Below are 16,489 nucleotides of genomic sequence, written 5' to 3' on the forward strand. Positions count from 1 at the left end.
GGTGATATGGCAATGACTTACCACCTGGACGTCGTCAGCGCAGAGCAACAAATGTTCTCTGGTCTGGTCGAGAAAATCCAGGTAACGGGTAGCGAAGGTGAACTGGGGATCTACCCTGGCCACGCACCGCTGCTCACCGCCATTAAGCCTGGTATGATTCGCATCGTGAAACAGCACGGTCACGAAGAGTTTATCTATCTGTCTGGCGGCATTCTTGAAGTGCAGCCTGGCAACGTGACCGTTCTGGCCGACACCGCAATTCGCGGCCAGGATCTCGACGAAGCGCGAGCCATGGAAGCGAAACGTAAGGCTGAAGAGCACATTAGCAGCTCTCACGGCGACGTAGATTACGCTCAGGCGTCTGCGGAACTGGCCAAAGCGATCGCGCAGCTGCGCGTTATCGAGTTGACCAAAAAAGCGATGTAACACCGGCTTGAAAAGCACAAAAGCCAGTCTGGCAACAGGCTGGCTTTTTTTACGCGTATTGACCCGTCCTGAAAAGCGTTCACATAGATCCTGATGATATAAAACACCCCCTGTTTTCCCGTTTATTCATTGATCGAAATAAGAGCAAAAACATCCACCTGACGCTTAAATGAAGGTACTGCCTTAATTTTCTGCAGACAAAAGGCGTGACGATGGTCGAAAATGGCGCTTTCGTCAGCGGGGATAATCCGTTATTGAACAATTTATCCTCTGTCCATTTCACGATGAAAAAAATGTAGTTTTTTCAAGGTGAAGCGGTTTAAATTCGTTCTCAAATTACAGTCAGGACGCGTATGTTGAATAATGCTATGAGCGTAGTGATCCTTGCCGCAGGCAAAGGCACGCGCATGTATTCCGATCTTCCGAAAGTGCTGCATACCCTTGCCGGGAAAGCGATGGTTCAGCATGTCATTGATGCTGCGAATGAATTAGGCGCAGCGCACGTTCACCTGGTGTACGGTCACGGCGGCGATCTGCTTAAACAGGCGCTGAAAGACGACAACCTGAACTGGGTGCTTCAGGCAGAGCAGCTGGGTACGGGTCATGCGATGCAGCAGGCCGCACCTTTCTTTGCCGATGATGAAGACATTTTAATGCTCTACGGCGACGTGCCGCTGATCTCTGTCGAAACACTCCAGCGCCTGCGTGATGCTAAACCGCAGGGTGGCATTGGTCTGCTGACGGTAAAACTGGATGATCCGACCGGTTATGGACGTATCACCCGTGAAAACGGCAAAGTTACCGGCATTGTTGAGCACAAAGATGCCACCGACGAGCAGCGTCAGATTCAGGAGATCAACACCGGCATTCTGATTGCCAACGGCGCAGATATGAAACGCTGGCTGGCGAAGCTGACCAACAATAATGCTCAGGGCGAATACTACATCACCGACATTATTGCGCTGGCGTATCAGGAAGGGCGTGAAATCGTCGCCGTTCATCCGCAACGTTTAAGCGAAGTAGAAGGCGTGAATAACCGCCTGCAACTCTCCCGACTGGAGCGCGTTTACCAGTCCGAACAGGCTGAAAAACTGCTGTTAGCAGGCGTTATGCTGCGCGATCCGGCGCGTTTTGATCTGCGCGGTACGCTTACTCACGGGCGCGATGTTGAAATTGATACTAACGTTATCATCGAGGGCAACGTGACTCTCGGTCATCGCGTGAAAATCGGCACCGGTTGCGTGATTAAAAACAGCGTGATTGGCGATGATTGCGAAATCAGTCCGTATACCGTTGTGGAAGATGCGAATCTGGCAGCGGCCTGTACCATTGGCCCGTTTGCCCGTCTGCGTCCTGGTGCTGAGTTGCTGGAAGGTGCACACGTCGGTAACTTCGTTGAGATGAAAAAAGCGCGTCTGGGTAAAGGCTCGAAAGCTGGTCATCTGACTTACCTGGGCGATGCGGAAATTGGCGATAACGTTAACATCGGCGCGGGAACCATTACCTGCAACTACGATGGTGCGAATAAATTTAAGACCATTATCGGCGACGATGTGTTTGTCGGTTCCGACACTCAGCTGGTGGCCCCGGTAACAGTAGGCAAAGGCGCGACCATTGCTGCGGGTACAACTGTGACGCGTAATGTCGGCGAAAATGCCCTGGCTATCAGCCGTGTGCCGCAGACTCAAAAAGAAGGCTGGCGTCGTCCGGTAAAGAAAAAGTAATTCTGGCCGGGTAATCCGGTCACATGGGATGAGGAGATAACATAATCTCCCGCCCACAAGCAGTAACTATAAAAATAACCCCACTCTCTACAAGGCTCGGGGCGCCCGAAAAAACGGGCATACAGGTTGACCGACAACGATATAAATCGGAATCAAAAACTATGTGTGGAATTGTTGGCGCGATCGCGCAACGTGATGTAGCAGAAATCCTTCTTGAAGGTTTACGTCGTCTGGAATACCGCGGATATGACTCTGCCGGTCTGGCCGTTGTTGATGCAGAAGGTCATATGACCCGCCTGCGTCGCCTCGGTAAAGTCCAGATGCTGGCTCAGGCAGCGGAAGAACATCCTCTGCATGGCGGCACCGGTATTGCTCATACTCGCTGGGCGACCCACGGTGAACCTTCAGAAGCTAACGCGCATCCGCATGTTTCTGAACACATTGTGGTGGTGCATAACGGCATCATCGAAAACCATGAACCGCTGCGTGAAGAGTTAAAAGCGCGTGGCTATACCTTCGTTTCTGAAACCGACACCGAAGTGATTGCACATTTGGTGAACTGGGAGCTGAAACAAGGCGGTACTCTGCGTGAGGCAGTTCTGCGTGCTATCCCGCAACTGCGTGGTGCGTACGGTACAGTGATCATGGACTCCCGTCATCCCGGATACCCTGCTGGCGGCACGTTCTGGTAGTCCGCTGGTGATTGGCCTGGGTATGGGCGAAAACTTTATCGCTTCTGACCAGCTGGCGCTGTTGCCAGTGACCCGTCGCTTTATCTTCCTTGAAGAGGGCGATATTGCGGAAATCACTCGCCGTTCGGTAAACATCTTCGATAAAACTGGCGCGGAAGTAAAACGTCAGGATATCGAATCCAATCTGCAATATGACGCGGGCGATAAAGGTATTTACCGTCACTACATGCAGAAAGAGATCTACGAACAGCCGAACGCGATCAAAAACACCCTTACCGGGCGCATCAGCCACGGTCAGGTTGATTTAAGCGAGCTGGGACCGAACGCCGACGAACTGCTGTCGAAGGTTGAGCATATTCAGATCCTCGCCTGTGGTACTTCTTATAACTCCGGTATGGTTTCCCGCTACTGGTTTGAATCGCTGGCAGGTATTCCGTGCGACGTCGAAATCGCCTCTGAATTCCGCTATCGCAAATCTGCCGTGCGTCGTAACAGCCTGATGATCACCTTGTCACAGTCTGGCGAAACCGCGGATACCCTGGCGGGCCTGCGTCTGTCGAAAGAGCTGGGTTACCTTGGTTCGCTGGCAATCTGTAACGTTCCGGGTTCTTCTCTGGTGCGCGAATCCGATCTGGCGCTGATGACCAACGCCGGGTACGGAAATTGGCGTGGCATCCACTAAAGCATTCACCACTCAGTTAACTGTGCTGTTGATGCTGGTGGCGAAGCTGTCTCGCCTGAAAGGTCTGGATGCCTCCATTGAACATGACATCGTGCATGGTCTGCAGGCGCTGCCGAGCCGTATTGAGCAGATGCTGTCTCAGGACAAACGCATTGAAGCGCTGGCAGAAGATTTCTCTGACAAACATCACGCGCTGTTCCTGGGCCGTGGCGATCAGTACCCAATCGCGCTGGAAGGCGCATTGAAGCTGAAAGAGATCTCTTACATTCACGCTGAAGCCTACGCTGCAGGCGAACTGAAACACGGTCCGCTGGCGCTGATTGATGCCGATATGCCGGTTATCGTCGTTGCACCGAACAACGAATTGCTGGAAAAACTGAAATCCAACATTGAAGAAGTTCGCGCGCGTGGCGGTCAGTTGTATGTCTTCGCCGATCAGGATGCGGGTTTTGTAAGTAGCGATAACATGCACATCATCGAGATGCCGCATGTGGAAGAGGTGATTGCACCGATCTTCTACACCGTTCCGCTGCAGCTGCTGGCTTACCACGTCGCGCTGATCAAAGGCACCGACGTTGACCAGCCGCGTAACCTGGCAAAATCGGTTACGGTTGAGTAATAAATGGATGCCCTGCGTAAGCAGGGGCATTTTTCTTCCTGTTATGTTTTTAATCAAACATCCTGCCAACTCCATGTGACAAACCGTCATCTTCGGCTACTTTTTCTCTGACACAGAATGAAAATTTTTCTGTCATCTCTTCGTTATTAATATTTGTAATTAACTGAATATCAACGCTTATTTAAATCAGACTGAAGACTTCTCTCTCTGTCATAAAACTGTCATAAACCTTACATATAACTGTCACCTGTTTGTCCTATTTTGCTTCTCGTAGCCAACAAACAATGCTTTATGAATCCTCCCAGGAGACATTATGAAAGTTATGCGTACCACCGTCGCAACTGTTGTCGCCGCGACCTTATCGATGAGCGCTTTCTCTGTGTTTGCAGAAGCAAGCCTGACAGGTGCAGGTGCAACCTTCCCTGCGCCGGTGTATGCCAAATGGGCTGACACTTACCAGAAAGAAACCGGTAATAAAGTTAACTACCAGGGTATCGGTTCTTCCGGTGGCGTAAAACAGATTATCGCTAATACCGTTGATTTTGGTGCCTCTGACGCGCCGCTGTCTGACGAAAAACTGGCTCAGGAAGGTCTGTTCCAGTTCCCGACCGTGATTGGCGGCGTGGTGCTGGCGGTTAACATTCCAGGGCTGAAGTCTGGCGAACTGGTGCTGGATGGTAAAACCCTCGGCGACATCTACCTGGGCAAAATCAAGAAGTGGGATGATGAAGCCATCGCCAAACTGAATCCGGGTCTGAAACTGCCTTCACAGAACATTGCTGTAGTACGCCGCGCAGATGGCTCCGGGACTTCCTTCGTCTTCACCAGCTACCTGGCGAAAGTGAACGAAGAGTGGAAAAACAACGTTGGTACTGGCTCTACCGTAAAATGGCCGATCGGTCTGGGCGGTAAAGGTAACGACGGTATCGCCGCGTTCGTTCAGCGTCTGCCGGGTGCAATTGGTTACGTTGAATATGCTTACGCGAAGCAGAACAACCTGGCGTACACCAAACTGATCTCCGCTGATGGTAAACCGGTTAGTCCGACCGAAGAAAACTTCGCTAATGCAGCAAAAGGCGCAGACTGGAGCAAAACCTTCGCTCAGGATCTGACCAACCAGAAAGGCGAAGATGCATGGCCTATTACCTCTACCACGTTCATTCTGATCCACAAAGATCAGAAGAAACCAGAACAAGGCACAGAAGTGCTGAAGTTCTTCGACTGGGCATACAAAACCGGGGCTAAACAGGCGAACGACCTGGATTACGCCAGCCTGCCGGATAGCGTAGTTGAACAGGTTCGCGCTGCGTGGAAGACCAATATTAAAGACAGTAGCGGCAAGCCGCTGTACTAATAAAACTCCAGGCCGGGTACGGTGTTTTACGCCGCATCCGGCATTACAAAATGACTTTGTAAACGCGTTTAACTGAAGAGTAACTTATGGCTGCAACCAAGCCTGCTTTTAACCCACCGGGTAAAAAGGGCGACATAATTTTCAGCGTGCTGGTAAAACTGGCGGCGCTGATTGTGCTATTGATGTTGGGTGGCATTATTGTCTCTCTGATCATCTCCTCCTGGCCGAGCATTCAGAAATTTGGTCTGGCTTTCCTGTGGACCAAAGAGTGGGATGCGCCGAACGATATCTACGGGGCGCTGGTGCCGATCTACGGTACGCTGGTGACCTCGTTTATCGCGCTGCTGATCGCCGTCCCGGTGAGTTTCGGTATCGCCCTGTTCCTGACCGAGCTTGCGCCTGGCTGGCTGAAACGCCCGCTGGGTATCGCCATTGAGCTGCTGGCAGCCATTCCAAGTATCGTTTACGGCATGTGGGGCCTGTTTATCTTTGCGCCGCTGTTCGCCGTTTACTTCCAGGAGCCGGTCGGCAATATCATGTCGAATATCCCGATTGTTGGCGCGCTGTTCTCTGGCCCCGGCCTTTGGTATCGGTATCCTCGCGGCAGGCGTGATCCTCGCCATCATGATTATTCCGTACATTGCGGCGGTAATGCGCGATGTGTTCGAACAAACCCCGGTGATGATGAAAGAGTCGGCCTACGGTATTGGCTGCACCACCTGGGAAGTTATCTGGCGTATCGTTCTTCCGTTCACCAAAAATGGTGTTATCGGCGGCATCATGCTGGGGCTGGGCCGCGCGCTCGGTGAAACCATGGCGGTGACCTTTATCATCGGTAACACCTACCAGCTCGACAGCGCCTCGCTGTATATGCCGGGCAACAGTATCACCTCTGCGCTGGCGAACGAATTTGCGGAAGCGGATCCGGTCTGCACGTTGCCGCACTGATGGAACTGGGCCTGATCCTGTTTGTGATTACCTTCATCGTCCTCGCCGCATCGAAGTTTATGATTATGCGCCTGGCTAAGAATGAGGGGGCACGCTAATGGCTATGGTTGAAATGCAAACCACTGCGGCGCTGGCTGAATCCCGCCGCAAAATGCAGGCGCGTCGCCGCCTCAAAAACCGTATTGCGCTGACGCTCTCGATGGCGACGATGGCCTTCGGTCTGTTCTGGCTGATCTGGATTTTAATGTCCACCATCACTCGCGGTATCGACGGTATGTCGCTGGCGCTGTTCACTGAAATGACGCCGCCGCCCAATACGGAAGGCGGTGGTCTGGCGAACGCCCTGGCGGGTAGCGGGCTGTTAATTTTGTGGGCCACGGTATTCGGTACGCCGCTGGGCATTATGGCGGGGATTTATCTGGCTGAATATGGTCGTAAATCCTGGCTGGCAGAAGTGATTCGCTTCATTAACGACATTCTGCTCTCTGCGCCGTCGATTGTGGTTGGTCTTTTGTTTACACCATCGTGGTGGCGCAGATGGAGCACTTCTCCGGCTGGGCGGGCGTGATTGCGCTGGCGCTGTTGCAGGTGCCGATTGTTATCCGCACCACCGAGAACATGCTGAAACTGGTGCCGGACAGCCTGCGTGAAGCGGCTTATGCGCTGGGTACGCCGAAGTGGAAGATGATCTCCGCGATTACGCTGAAAGCGTCGGTGTCCGGGATCATGACCGGTATCCTGCTGGCGATTGCCCGTATTGCTGGTGAAACCGCGCCGCTGCTGTTTACCGCGCTCTCCAACCAGTTCTGGAGCACGGACATGATGCAGCCGATCGCCAACCTGCCGGTGACGATCTTTAAGTTTGCGATGAGCCCGTTTGCGGAATGGCAGCAACTGGCCTGGGCCGGGGTATTGATCATTACCCTGTGCGTACTGCTGCTGAACATTCTGGCGCGCGTTGTTTTTGCGAAGAATAAACACGGTTAACACTTTGCTGGATGCGGCGTGAACGCCTGATCCGGCCTACGGTAAGCCTGATTAGCGAAGTGCATCAGGCACGATGAGGAAAAGATTGCAATGAGTATGGTTGAAACTGCCCCGAGTAAAATTCAGGTTCGTAATTTGAACTTCTACTACGGCAAATTCCATGCCCTGAAAAACATCAACCTGGATATCGCCAAAAACCAGGTAACGGCGTTTATCGGGCCGTCCGGCTGCGGTAAATCGACGCTGCTGCGTACCTTCAACAAAATGTTTGAACTGTACCCGGAGCAGCGTGCGGAAGGTGAAATTCTGCTTGATGGCGACAACATCCTGACCAACTCTCAGGATATCGCCCTGCTGCGTGCGAAAGTGGGCATGGTGTTCCAGAAACCGACGCCGTTCCCGATGTCCATCTACGACAACATCGCTTTTGGCGTGCGTCTGTTTGAGAAGCTCTCCCGTGCCGACATGGACGAGCGCGTGCAGTGGGCATTGACCAAAGCCGCATTGTGGAACGAAACCAAAGATAAATTGCACCAGAGCGGTTACTCTCTCTGGTGGTCAGCAACAGCGTCTGTGTATTGCGCGTGGTATCGCCATTCGCCCGGAAGTGCTGCTGCTCGACGAACCGTGTTCGGCGCTCGACCCTATCTCTACCGGGCGTATTGAAGAGCTGATCACCGAACTGAAGCAGGATTACACCGTGGTGATCGTCACCCACAACATGCAGCAGGCTGCGCGTTGTTCCGACCACACGGCGTTTATGTACCTGGGCGAATTGATTGAGTTCAGCAACACGGACGATCTGTTCACCAAGCCAGCGAAGAAACAAACAGAAGACTACATCACCGGTCGTTACGGTTGATTCAGGAGTGCGTTATGGACAGTCTCAATCTTAATAAACATATTTCCGGCCAGTTCAACGCCGAACTGGAAAGCATCCGCACGCAGGTGATGACCATGGGCGGCATGGTGGAGCAGCAGCTTTCTGATGCAATCACCGCGATGCATAACCAGGACAGCGATCTGGCGAAGCGCGTCATCGAAGGCGACAAGAACGTCAACATGATGGAAGTGGCGATCGATGAAGCCTGCGTGCGCATTATCGCCAAACGTCAGCCGACGGCGAGCGACCTGCGTCTGGTTATGGTGATCAGTAAAACCATTGCCGAGCTGGAGCGTATTGGCGACGTGGCGGACAAAATCTGCCGTACTGCGCTGGAGAAATTCTCCCAGCAGCATCAGCCGTTGCTGGTAAGTCTGGAGTCGCTGGGCCGTCATACCATCCAGATGCTGCACGACGTGCTGGACGCGTTCGCGCGGATGGACATTGACGAAGCGGTACGTATTTATCGTGAAGATAAAAAAGTCGATCAGGAGTACGAAGGTATTGTTCGTCAACTGATGACCTACATGATGGAAGATTCGCGTACCATTCCGAGCGTACTTACCGCGCTGTTCTGTGCGCGTTCTATCGAACGTATTGGCGACCGCTGCCAGAATATTTGTGAGTTTATCTTCTACTACGTGAAGGGGCAGGATTTCCGTCATGTCGGCGGTGATGAGCTGGATAAACTGCTGGCGGGAAAAAGATAGCGATAAATAATTCACCAAGCAAATCCCAATAATTTAATTATTGGGATTTGTTATATATAACTTTATAAAATCCTAAAATTACACAAAATTAATAACTGCGAGCATGGTCATACTTTTATAAATAGAGCATTGCTATTTTTTCTGCACGCAACTAAATTAATTTTCGAACCTGGATGTTCGTTATAAAAACCATTAATTAATGACTGGATTGTTACTGCATTCGCAGGCAAAACCTGACATAACCAGAGAATACTGGTGAAGTCGGGTTTTTTTGTTTATAAAAAAGGTCCTTGCTATGAACATGCAAATCACCAAAATTCTCAACAATAATGTTGTGGTGGTTATTGATGATCAACAGCGGGAAAAAGTCGTCATGGGGCGCGGAATTGGCTTTCAAAAACGCCTGGCGAAAGAATTAACTCAAGTGGAATAGAAAAAGAGTATGCCTTGAGCAGTCATGAACTGAACGGGCGATTAAGCGAACTCTTAAGTCATATGCCTCTTGAGGTGATGGCAACCTGTGATCGTATTATCTCTCTGGCGCAGGAGCGTCTGGGAAAAGTTGCAGGACAGTATTTATATCTCGCTAACTGACCATTGCCAGTTTGCGATTAAACGCTTTCAGCAAAACGTGCTGCTGCCCAACCCGCTGCTGTGGGATATCCAGCGGCTTTACCCGAAAGAGTTCCAGCTAGGGGAAGAAGCGTTAACCATTATTGATAAACGGTTGGGCGTGCAGTTACCGAAAGATGAAGTGGGCTTTATTGCCATGCATCTGGTCAGTGCCCAAATGAGCGGAAATATGGAGGATGTTGCAGGTGTCACGCAATTAATGCGCGAAATGCTGCAATTAATAAAATTTCAGTTCAGCCTTAATTACCAGGAAGAAAGCTTGAGTTATCAGCGACTGGTTACGCATCTGAAATTTTTATCCTGGCGTATTCTTGAACATGCATCGATTAACGATAGTGATGAATCATTACAACAAGCAGTAAAGCAAAATTACCCGCAAGCATGGCAATGTGCGGAACGGATCGCCATTTTTATTGGTTTGCAGTATCAACGTAAAATTTCACCCTGCAGAGATTATGTTTTTAGCCATAAATATAGAGCGCGTGCGCAAAGAACACTGAAATATTATTACTGAGTAAAGGATTGTTACCGCACTAAGCGGGCAAAACCTGAAAAAAATTGCTTGATTCACGTCAGGCCGTTTTTTTCAGGTTTTTTTTGGAGTTTTGCCGCAAAGCGGTAGAGGGCAAGTTATGACGGAGTTAGCCAGAACAATAGTCGCAGGAGTCGGGGGCGCAGATAACATTGTGAGTCTGATGCATTGCGCAACGCGATTACGTTTTAAGTTAAAGGATGAAAGCAAAGCGCAAGCTGAGGTACTGAAAAAGACCCCCGGTATTATTATGGTGGTGGAAAGCGGTGGCCAGTTTCAGGTTGTCATAGGTAACCATGTGGCCGATGTCTTCCTGGCGGTTAACAGCGTGGCAGGCCTTGGCGAAAAAGCGCAACAGGCACCGGAAAATGATGATAAAGGTAATCTGTTAAACCGCTTTGTTTATGTTATTTCAGGTATTTTTACGCCTCTGATCGGTTTGATGGCGGCAACCGGGATCCTGAAAGGTATGCTGGCTCTGGCACTCACTTTTCAGTGGACGACCGAACAAAGTGGTACTTATTTAATTTTATTTCAGCGCCAGTGATGCCTTGTTTTGGTTCTTCCCGATAATCCTGGGATACACCGCGGGGAAACGCTTCGGCGGTAATCCATTTACTGCCATGGTGATTGGCGGAGCGTTAGTGCATCCATTAATTCTGACTGCTTTCGAGAACGGGCAAAAAGCGGATGCGCTGGGGCTGGATTTCCTGGGTATTCCGGTCACATTGTTGAATTACTCGTCATCGGTTATTCCCATTATTTTTTCTGCCTGGTTGTGCAGCATTCTGGAACGCCGACTTAATGCGTGGTTACCTTCGGCAATCAAAAATTTCTTCACACCCTTGCTATGTCTGATGGTCATCACACCCGTCACCTTTCTGCTGGTGGGGCCGCTATCAACCTGGATAAGCGAACTGATTGCCGCCGGTTATCTCTGGCTTTATCAGGCGGTTCCTGCATTTGCAGGCGCGGTAATGGGCGGCTTCTGGCAAATCTTTCGTGATGTTCGGACTGCACTGGGGCTTTGATACCTGTAATTATCAATAACTTCACCGTGCTGGGCTACGACACCATGATCCCGCTGTTAATGCCCGCCATTATGGCGCAGTCGGGGCGGCGCTCGGCGTCTTCCTCTGCGAACGCGATGCGCAGAAAAAAGTGGTGGCGGGATCAGCGGCGTTGACGGTCTGTTTGGTATCACCGAACCAGCGGTATATGGCGTCAATCTGCCGCGTAAGTACCCCTTTCGTTATCGCCTGCATCAGTGGGGCTTTGGGGGCCACCATCATTGGCTACGCGCAAACGAAAGTTTACTCCTTTGGTTTGCCAGGTATTTTCACCTTCATGCAAACCATCCCGTCAACGGGGAATTGATTTCACCGTATGGGCCAGCGTTATTGGCGGTGTCATTGCCATCGGTTGCGCATTTGTCGGTACGGTGATGCTTCATTTCATCACCGCTAAACGTCAGCCAGCGCAGGTGCCCCAGCAAGAGAAACACCAGAGGTTATTACACCTGAGCAGGGCGGTATCTGTTCACCGATGACGGGAGAGATTGTGCCGCTCATTCACGTCGCTGATACCACGTTTGCCAGTGGCCTGTTGGGTAAAGGTATTGCCATTCTGCCCTCGGTTGGTGAAGTGCGTTCTCCGGTTGCGGGTCGAATTGCTTCGTTGTTCGCCACATTACACGCCATTGGCATTGAGTCAGATGATGGTGTGGAGATCCTGATTCATGTCGGTATCGACACCGTAAAACTGGACGGCAAATTCTTTTCCGCTCACGTCAACGTGGGTGACAAGGTCAATACAGGCGATCGGCTGATTTCTTTTGATATCCCTGCTATTCGCGAGGCCGGATTTGATCTGACGACGCCGGTATTAATCAGTAATAGCGATGATTTTACGGACGTATTACCCCACGGCACGGCGCAGATAAACGCTGGTGAGCCGCTGTTATCCATCATTCGCTAACGATAAAAGGAGTTAATTATGAAAGCATTTCCAGAAACATTTCTTTGGGGTGGCGCAACAGCTGCCAATCAGGTGGAAGGTGCCTGGCAGGAAGATGGCAAAGGGATCTCGACCTCAGATTTACAGCCTCATGGCGTAATGGGAAAAATGGAACCGCGCATCCTGGGGAAAGAGAATATCAAAGATGTCGCCATCGATTTTTATCACCGTTACCCGGAAGATATCGCGTTATTTGCCGAGATGGGCTTCACCTGTCTGCGTATTTCCATTGCCTGGGCGCGAATTTTCCCTCAGGGCGACGAAGCCGAACCGAATGAAGCGGGGTTAGCGTTTTACGAGCGGCTGTTTGATGAAATGGCGCAGGCGGGGATCAAGCCGCTGGTAACGTTATCCCATTACGAAATGCCATATGGGCTGGTGAAAAACTACGGCGGTTGGGCTAATCGGGCGGTCATCGATCACTTCGAGCATTACGCACGCACGGTCTTTACCCGCTACCAACATAAAGTTGCGTTATGGCTGACATTTAATGAAATCAACATGTCATTACACGCGCCATTCACGGGCGTGGGGCTGGCAGAAGAGAGTGGCGAGGCGGAAGTTTATCAGGCGATCCATCATCAACTGGTTGCCAGTGCGCGGGCAGTTAAAGCCTGTCATAGCCTGATCCCCGAAGCGAAAATCGGCAATATGCTTCTCGGTGGGCTGGTTTACCCCCTCACCTGCCAGCCACAGGATATGTTGCAGGCCATGGAAGAGAACCGGCGCTGGATGTTCTTTGGTGATGTTCAGGCGCGTGGTCAGTATCCCGGCTATATGCAGCGTTTCTTCCGCGACCACAATATCACCATTGAGATGACTGAAAGTGACGCAGAAGATTTAAAACATACCGTAGATTTCATCTCTTTTAGTTATTACATGACCGGTTGTGTTTCCCACGACGAAAGCATTAATAAAAATGCGCAGGGCAACATACTGAATATGATCCCCAATCCGCATCTGAAAAGTTCAGAGTGGGGGTGGCAAATTGATCCGGTTGGATTACGGGTTCTGTTAAATACGCTTTGGGATCGTTATCAAAAACCGTTATTTATTGTCGAGAACGGATTAGGCGCAAAAGACAGCGTTGAAGCGGATGGTTCGATACAGGACGATTATCGAATTGCCTATTTAAACGATCACCTGGTACAGGTAAATGAAGCGATTGCCGATGGTGTGGATATTATGGGGTACACCAGTTGGGGGCCAATTGATTTAGTCAGTGCATCTCATTCACAAATGTCTAAGCGCTACGGCTTTATTTATGTGGATCGTGATGATAATGGTGAAGGAAGCCTCACAAGAACGCGCAAGAAAAGCTTCGGATGGTATGCAGAAGTGATCAAAACTCGGGGGCTGTCATTAAAAAAATAACCAATAAAGCACCTTAAATTATCGTCGCATTCAGAACAGTCTGGATGCGATGCGTTAATTCTTTCTTTGCACCATAAAGGGATATTATGTTTAGACGAAATCTTATTACCTCTGCCATCTTATTAATGGCACCGTTAGCCTTTTCCGCACAATCATTGGCTGAATCATTAACAGTGGAACAACGCCTTGAGCTATTAGAAAAGGCGTTAAGAGAAACGCAAAGCGAACTGAAAAAAGTATAAAGATGAAGAGAAGAAAAAGTATACGCCAGCGACGGTGAATCGTAGCGTAAGTACGAATGATCAAGGGTATGCCGCCAATCCGTTCCCGACCAGTCGTGCCGCAAAGCCTGATGCTGTACTGGTTAAAAATGAAGAGAAAAATGCCAGTGAGACAGGCTCGATTTATTCTTCCATGACTCTGAAAGATTTCAGTAAATTTGTGAAAGATGAAATCGGCTTTAGTTACAACGGCTACTACCGTTCTGGTTGGGGGACAGCCTCTCATGGTTCACCTAAATCATGGGCAATTGGTTCTCTGGGCCGCTTTGGTAACGAATACTCCGGCTGGTTTGATTTGCAGTTAAAACAACGTGTCTACAACGAAAACGGCAAACGGGTTGATGCCATCGTGATGATGGATGGTAACGTTGGGTCAGCAGTACTCTACCGGCTGGTTTGGCGATAACGCCGGTGGCGAGAACTTTATGCAGTTCTCCGATATGTACGTTACCACCAAAGGTTTCCTGCCCTTTGCGCCAGAGGCTGATTTCTGGGTGGGTAAACACGGTGCGCCGAAAATTGAAATCCAGATGCTTGACTGGAAAACGCAGCGTACCGATGCTGCCGCAGGGTGTAGGTCTGGAAAACTGGAAAGTCGGTCCGGGTAAAATTGATATCGCGCTGGTTCGTGAAGATGTCGATGATTACGATCGCAGCCTGCAAAACAAACAGCAGATTAATACCAATACCATTGATTTACGCTATAAAGATATCCCGTTATGGGATAAAGCCACCTTAATGGTGAGCGGTCGTTATGTCTCAGCAAATGAAAGCGCATCGGAAAAAGATAATCAGGATAATAACGGGTATTATGACTGGAAAGATACCTGGATGTTTGGTACATCTTTAACGCAGAAATTTGATAAAGGGTGGCTTCAACGAATTCTCCTTCCTGGTTGCGAATAACTCTATCGCCAGTAACTTTGGTCGTTATGCTGGTGCAAGTCCATTTACTACCTTTAATGGTCGTTATTATGGTGATCACACAGGCGGAACTGCAGTTCGTCTGACTTCGCAGGGCGAAGCTTATATCGGCGATCATTTTATTGTGGCTAACGCGATTGTTTACTCCTTCGGTAACGATATTTATAGCTACGAAACAGGCGCACATTCTGATTTCGAATCTATTCGTGCGGTTGTTCGCCCGGCCTATATTTGGGACCAATATAACCAGACAGGTGTTGAACTGGGCTATTTCACCCAGCAAAACAAAGATGCGAATAGCAATAAATATAATGAGTCTGGTTATAAAACCACGCTCTTCCATACCTTTAAAGTCAATACCAGTATGTTGACCTCGCGCCCGGAAATTCGTTTCTACGCTACGTATATCAAAGCTCTGGAAAACGAACTGGATGGCTTCACCTTTGAAGACAATAAAGACGACCAGTTTGCTGTCGGTGCCCAGGCTGAAATCTGGTGGTAATGGAACTTAATAAAAGGAATATTACGATGAATATAAAAATTGCTGCTTTAACGCTGGCTATTGCCAGCGGTATTTCTGCTCAATGGGCCATAGCAGCGGATATGCCAGCCAGCCCGGCACCCACTATTCCGGTGAAACAGTATGTGACTCAGGTCAATACCGATAACAGCGTGACCTTTCGCTACTTTGCCCCTGGGGCAAAAAATGTCTCCGTAGTGGTGGGTGTTCCGGTTCCGGACAATATTCACCCGATGACCAAAGATGAAGCGGGAGTCTGGTCGTGGCGCACGCCTGTTCTGAAAGGCAACCTGTACGAGTATTTTTTCAATGTTGATGGTGTACGCAGCATTGATACAGGCACCGCAATGACTAAGCCTCAGCGCCAGGTTAACTCCAGTATGATTCTGGTACCGGGCAGTTATCTGGATACACGTTCTGTTGTGCATGGTGATTTGATCGCCATAACTTACCACTCCAACGCATTGCAATCCGAACGTCAGATGTATGTCTGGACCCCGCCAGGATACACCGGCATAGGCGAGCCTTTGCCAGTGCTCTATTTCTATCACGGCTTTGGTGATACCGGACGTTCCGCTATTGATCAGGGGCGTATCCCGCAAATCATGGATAACCTGCTGGCTGAAGGGAAAATTAAACCGATGCTGGTGGTGATCCCGGATACCGAAACCGATGCGAAGGGCATTATTCCCGAAGATTTCGTTCCTCAGGAGAGACGTAAAGTCTTTTATCCGTTAAATGCTAAAGCGGCAGATCGCGAACTGATGAACGATATTATCCCGCTGATTAGCAAGCGTTTTAATGTCCGTAAAGATGCCGATGGTCGCGCGCTGGCAGGGCTTTCACAAGGCGGGTATCAGGCACTGGTTTCGGGAATGAATCATCTGGAAAGCTTTGGCTGGCTGGCCACATTCAGTGGTGTTACCACGACAACCGTACCGGATGAAGGGTGTCGCGGCCCGGCTGAACGATCCGGCAGCTATTAACCAGCAACTACGTAATTTTACTGTGGTCGTGGGCGATAAAGATGTCGTAACCGGCAAGGATATCGCCGGGCTGAAAACTGAGCTTGAGCAGAAAAAAATTAAGTTTGATTACCAGGAATATCCGGGTCTGAACCATGAAATGGATGTCTGGCGGCCTGCCTATGCAGCCTTCGTACAGAAATTATTTAAATAAAATAA

At 50.0% G+C, this 16,489-nt stretch carries 19 protein-coding genes and 2 pseudogenes; 20 read left to right on the forward strand and 1 reads right to left on the reverse strand.

Going from position 1 to position 16,489, the window contains the following annotated elements; translation table 11 throughout:
* Positions 1-12 precede the first annotated feature (12 nt).
* From ACYVF7_RS60015 to pstS, 6 genes are all read left to right on the forward strand, one after another.
* Positions 13-426 (forward strand): F0F1 ATP synthase subunit epsilon, encoded by a 414-nt coding sequence (locus ACYVF7_RS60015; protein WP_001303734.1) that lies wholly within the window; start codon positions 13-15, stop codon positions 424-426.
* A 353-nt stretch (positions 427-779) separates the two neighbouring features.
* Positions 780-2,150, forward strand: coding sequence for a bifunctional UDP-N-acetylglucosamine diphosphorylase/glucosamine-1-phosphate N-acetyltransferase GlmU (gene glmU, locus ACYVF7_RS60020; RefSeq protein WP_000933736.1), 1,371 nt, complete (start codon positions 780-782; stop codon positions 2,148-2,150).
* A gap of 161 nt (positions 2,151-2,311) precedes the next feature.
* Positions 2,312-2,842 carry a class II glutamine amidotransferase gene (locus tag ACYVF7_RS60025; protein ID WP_460358889.1) on the forward strand — a complete coding sequence of 177 codons (531 nt, stop codon included), beginning with the start codon at positions 2,312-2,314 and terminating at the stop codon, positions 2,840-2,842.
* A 7-nt stretch (positions 2,843-2,849) separates the two neighbouring features.
* A complete protein-coding gene (locus tag ACYVF7_RS60030) occupies positions 2,850-3,524 on the forward strand; it encodes an SIS domain-containing protein (RefSeq protein WP_460358890.1) in 675 nt (224 codons plus the stop codon).
* Positions 3,511-4,143, forward strand: coding sequence for an SIS domain-containing protein (locus ACYVF7_RS60035; RefSeq protein WP_460358892.1), 633 nt, complete (start codon positions 3,511-3,513; stop codon positions 4,141-4,143). The genes ACYVF7_RS60030 and ACYVF7_RS60035 overlap by 14 nt, the downstream gene beginning before the upstream one ends.
* 322 nt (positions 4,144-4,465) lie before the next feature.
* On the forward strand, positions 4,466-5,497 hold the full coding sequence (pstS, locus tag ACYVF7_RS60040) for a phosphate ABC transporter substrate-binding protein PstS (protein ID WP_001381562.1): 1,032 nt from the start codon (positions 4,466-4,468) through the stop codon (positions 5,495-5,497).
* Positions 5,498-5,673: 176 nt separating this feature from the next.
* Here pstS and ACYVF7_RS60045 read toward each other — a convergent pair whose 3' ends face one another.
* Complete coding sequence (locus tag ACYVF7_RS60045; protein ID WP_460358893.1) at positions 5,674-6,123, reverse strand: hypothetical protein; 450 nt, start codon at positions 6,121-6,123, stop codon at positions 5,674-5,676.
* Between ACYVF7_RS60045 and ACYVF7_RS60050 the strand changes: the two genes are divergently transcribed.
* The 14 genes and pseudogenes from ACYVF7_RS60050 (at position 6,122) to ACYVF7_RS60115 (ending at position 16,484) form a co-directional block, all read left to right on the forward strand.
* Complete coding sequence (locus ACYVF7_RS60050) at positions 6,122-6,445, forward strand: ABC transporter permease subunit (protein WP_460358945.1); 324 nt, start codon at positions 6,122-6,124, stop codon at positions 6,443-6,445. The two genes, ACYVF7_RS60045 and ACYVF7_RS60050, sit on opposite strands and share 2 nt — an antisense overlap.
* A gap of 103 nt (positions 6,446-6,548) precedes the next feature.
* Positions 6,549-7,013: an ABC transporter permease subunit gene (locus ACYVF7_RS60055; protein WP_460358894.1), complete on the forward strand. Its 465-nt coding sequence runs from the start codon at positions 6,549-6,551 to the stop codon at positions 7,011-7,013.
* Positions 6,983-7,432 carry an ABC transporter permease subunit gene (locus ACYVF7_RS60060; RefSeq protein ID WP_460358947.1) on the forward strand — a complete coding sequence of 150 codons (450 nt, stop codon included), beginning with the start codon at positions 6,983-6,985 and terminating at the stop codon, positions 7,430-7,432. Before ACYVF7_RS60055 ends, ACYVF7_RS60060 begins: the two co-directional genes overlap by 31 nt.
* A 96-nt stretch (positions 7,433-7,528) precedes the next feature.
* A pseudogene (gene pstB, locus ACYVF7_RS60065) lies at positions 7,529-8,294 on the forward strand (phosphate ABC transporter ATP-binding protein PstB).
* A 14-nt stretch (positions 8,295-8,308) separates the two neighbouring features.
* Positions 8,309-9,025 carry a phosphate signaling complex protein PhoU gene (gene phoU, locus ACYVF7_RS60070; RefSeq protein WP_460358896.1) on the forward strand — a complete coding sequence of 239 codons (717 nt, stop codon included), beginning with the start codon at positions 8,309-8,311 and terminating at the stop codon, positions 9,023-9,025.
* Between the two features lie 295 nt (positions 9,026-9,320).
* Positions 9,321-9,458, forward strand: a complete 138-nt coding sequence (locus tag ACYVF7_RS60075; RefSeq protein WP_460358898.1) for a CAT RNA binding domain-containing protein — start codon at positions 9,321-9,323, stop codon at positions 9,456-9,458.
* A gap of 87 nt (positions 9,459-9,545) precedes the next feature.
* Complete coding sequence (gene bglG / locus ACYVF7_RS60080; RefSeq protein WP_460358900.1) at positions 9,546-10,172, forward strand: transcriptional antiterminator BglG; 627 nt, start codon at positions 9,546-9,548, stop codon at positions 10,170-10,172.
* Between the two features lie 118 nt (positions 10,173-10,290).
* Positions 10,291-10,737 (forward strand): glucose PTS transporter subunit EIIB, encoded by a 447-nt coding sequence (locus tag ACYVF7_RS60085; protein WP_460358902.1) that lies wholly within the window; start codon positions 10,291-10,293, stop codon positions 10,735-10,737.
* Positions 10,738-10,741: 4 nt separating this feature from the next.
* On the forward strand, positions 10,742-11,221 hold the full coding sequence (locus ACYVF7_RS60090; RefSeq protein ID WP_460358904.1) for a PTS transporter subunit EIIC: 480 nt from the start codon (positions 10,742-10,744) through the stop codon (positions 11,219-11,221).
* 514 nt (positions 11,222-11,735) lie between these two features.
* Positions 11,736-12,167 carry a glucose PTS transporter subunit IIA gene (locus ACYVF7_RS60095; RefSeq protein ID WP_460358906.1) on the forward strand — a complete coding sequence of 144 codons (432 nt, stop codon included), beginning with the start codon at positions 11,736-11,738 and terminating at the stop codon, positions 12,165-12,167.
* An 18-nt stretch (positions 12,168-12,185) separates the two neighbouring features.
* Positions 12,186-13,580, forward strand: a complete 1,395-nt coding sequence (bglB, locus tag ACYVF7_RS60100; protein WP_460358907.1) for a 6-phospho-beta-glucosidase BglB — start codon at positions 12,186-12,188, stop codon at positions 13,578-13,580.
* 86 nt (positions 13,581-13,666) lie between these two features.
* A pseudogene (bglH, locus tag ACYVF7_RS60105) lies at positions 13,667-15,287 on the forward strand (carbohydrate-specific porin BglH).
* Positions 15,287-16,291 (forward strand): alpha/beta hydrolase-fold protein, encoded by a 1,005-nt coding sequence (locus ACYVF7_RS60110; RefSeq protein WP_460358949.1) that lies wholly within the window; start codon positions 15,287-15,289, stop codon positions 16,289-16,291. Before bglH ends, ACYVF7_RS60110 begins: the two are co-directional and overlap by 1 nt.
* The gene (locus tag ACYVF7_RS60115) at positions 16,248-16,484 is read left to right on the forward strand and encodes a hypothetical protein (RefSeq protein WP_460358908.1); all 237 of its coding nucleotides are present in this window, start codon (positions 16,248-16,250) and stop codon (positions 16,482-16,484) included. The genes ACYVF7_RS60110 and ACYVF7_RS60115 overlap by 44 nt, the downstream gene beginning before the upstream one ends.
* Positions 16,485-16,489 lie beyond the last annotated feature (5 nt).

The sequence above is a fragment of the Actinoallomurus acanthiterrae genome (assembly GCF_054775715.1).

Bases quoted from the DNA above. Each gene is read 5' to 3' on its own strand.
- phoU (WP_460358896.1), top strand. From the start codon at position 8,309: ATGGACAGTCTCAATCTTAATAAACATATTTCCGGCCAGTTCAACGCC.
- ACYVF7_RS60115 (WP_460358908.1), top strand. From the start codon at position 16,248: ATGAAGGGTGTCGCGGCCCGGCTGAACGATCCGGCAGCTATTAACCAG.
- glmU (WP_000933736.1), top strand. From the start codon at position 780: ATGTTGAATAATGCTATGAGCGTAGTGATCCTTGCCGCAGGCAAAGGC.
- bglB (WP_460358907.1), top strand. From the start codon at position 12,186: ATGAAAGCATTTCCAGAAACATTTCTTTGGGGTGGCGCAACAGCTGCC.
- ACYVF7_RS60095 (WP_460358906.1), top strand. From the start codon at position 11,736: ATGACGGGAGAGATTGTGCCGCTCATTCACGTCGCTGATACCACGTTT.
- ACYVF7_RS60110 (WP_460358949.1), top strand. From the start codon at position 15,287: ATGGAACTTAATAAAAGGAATATTACGATGAATATAAAAATTGCTGCT.
- ACYVF7_RS60045 (WP_460358893.1), bottom strand. From the start codon at position 6,123: ATGATGGCGAGGATCACGCCTGCCGCGAGGATACCGATACCAAAGGCC.
- pstS (WP_001381562.1), top strand. From the start codon at position 4,466: ATGCGTACCACCGTCGCAACTGTTGTCGCCGCGACCTTATCGATGAGC.
- ACYVF7_RS60085 (WP_460358902.1), top strand. From the start codon at position 10,291: ATGACGGAGTTAGCCAGAACAATAGTCGCAGGAGTCGGGGGCGCAGAT.
- ACYVF7_RS60060 (WP_460358947.1), top strand. From the start codon at position 6,983: ATGGAGCACTTCTCCGGCTGGGCGGGCGTGATTGCGCTGGCGCTGTTG.
- ACYVF7_RS60075 (WP_460358898.1), top strand. From the start codon at position 9,321: ATGAACATGCAAATCACCAAAATTCTCAACAATAATGTTGTGGTGGTT.
- ACYVF7_RS60015 (WP_001303734.1), top strand. From the start codon at position 13: ATGACTTACCACCTGGACGTCGTCAGCGCAGAGCAACAAATGTTCTCT.
- ACYVF7_RS60050 (WP_460358945.1), top strand. From the start codon at position 6,122: ATGATTATTCCGTACATTGCGGCGGTAATGCGCGATGTGTTCGAACAA.
- ACYVF7_RS60055 (WP_460358894.1), top strand. From the start codon at position 6,549: ATGGTTGAAATGCAAACCACTGCGGCGCTGGCTGAATCCCGCCGCAAA.
- ACYVF7_RS60025 (WP_460358889.1), top strand. From the start codon at position 2,312: ATGTGTGGAATTGTTGGCGCGATCGCGCAACGTGATGTAGCAGAAATC.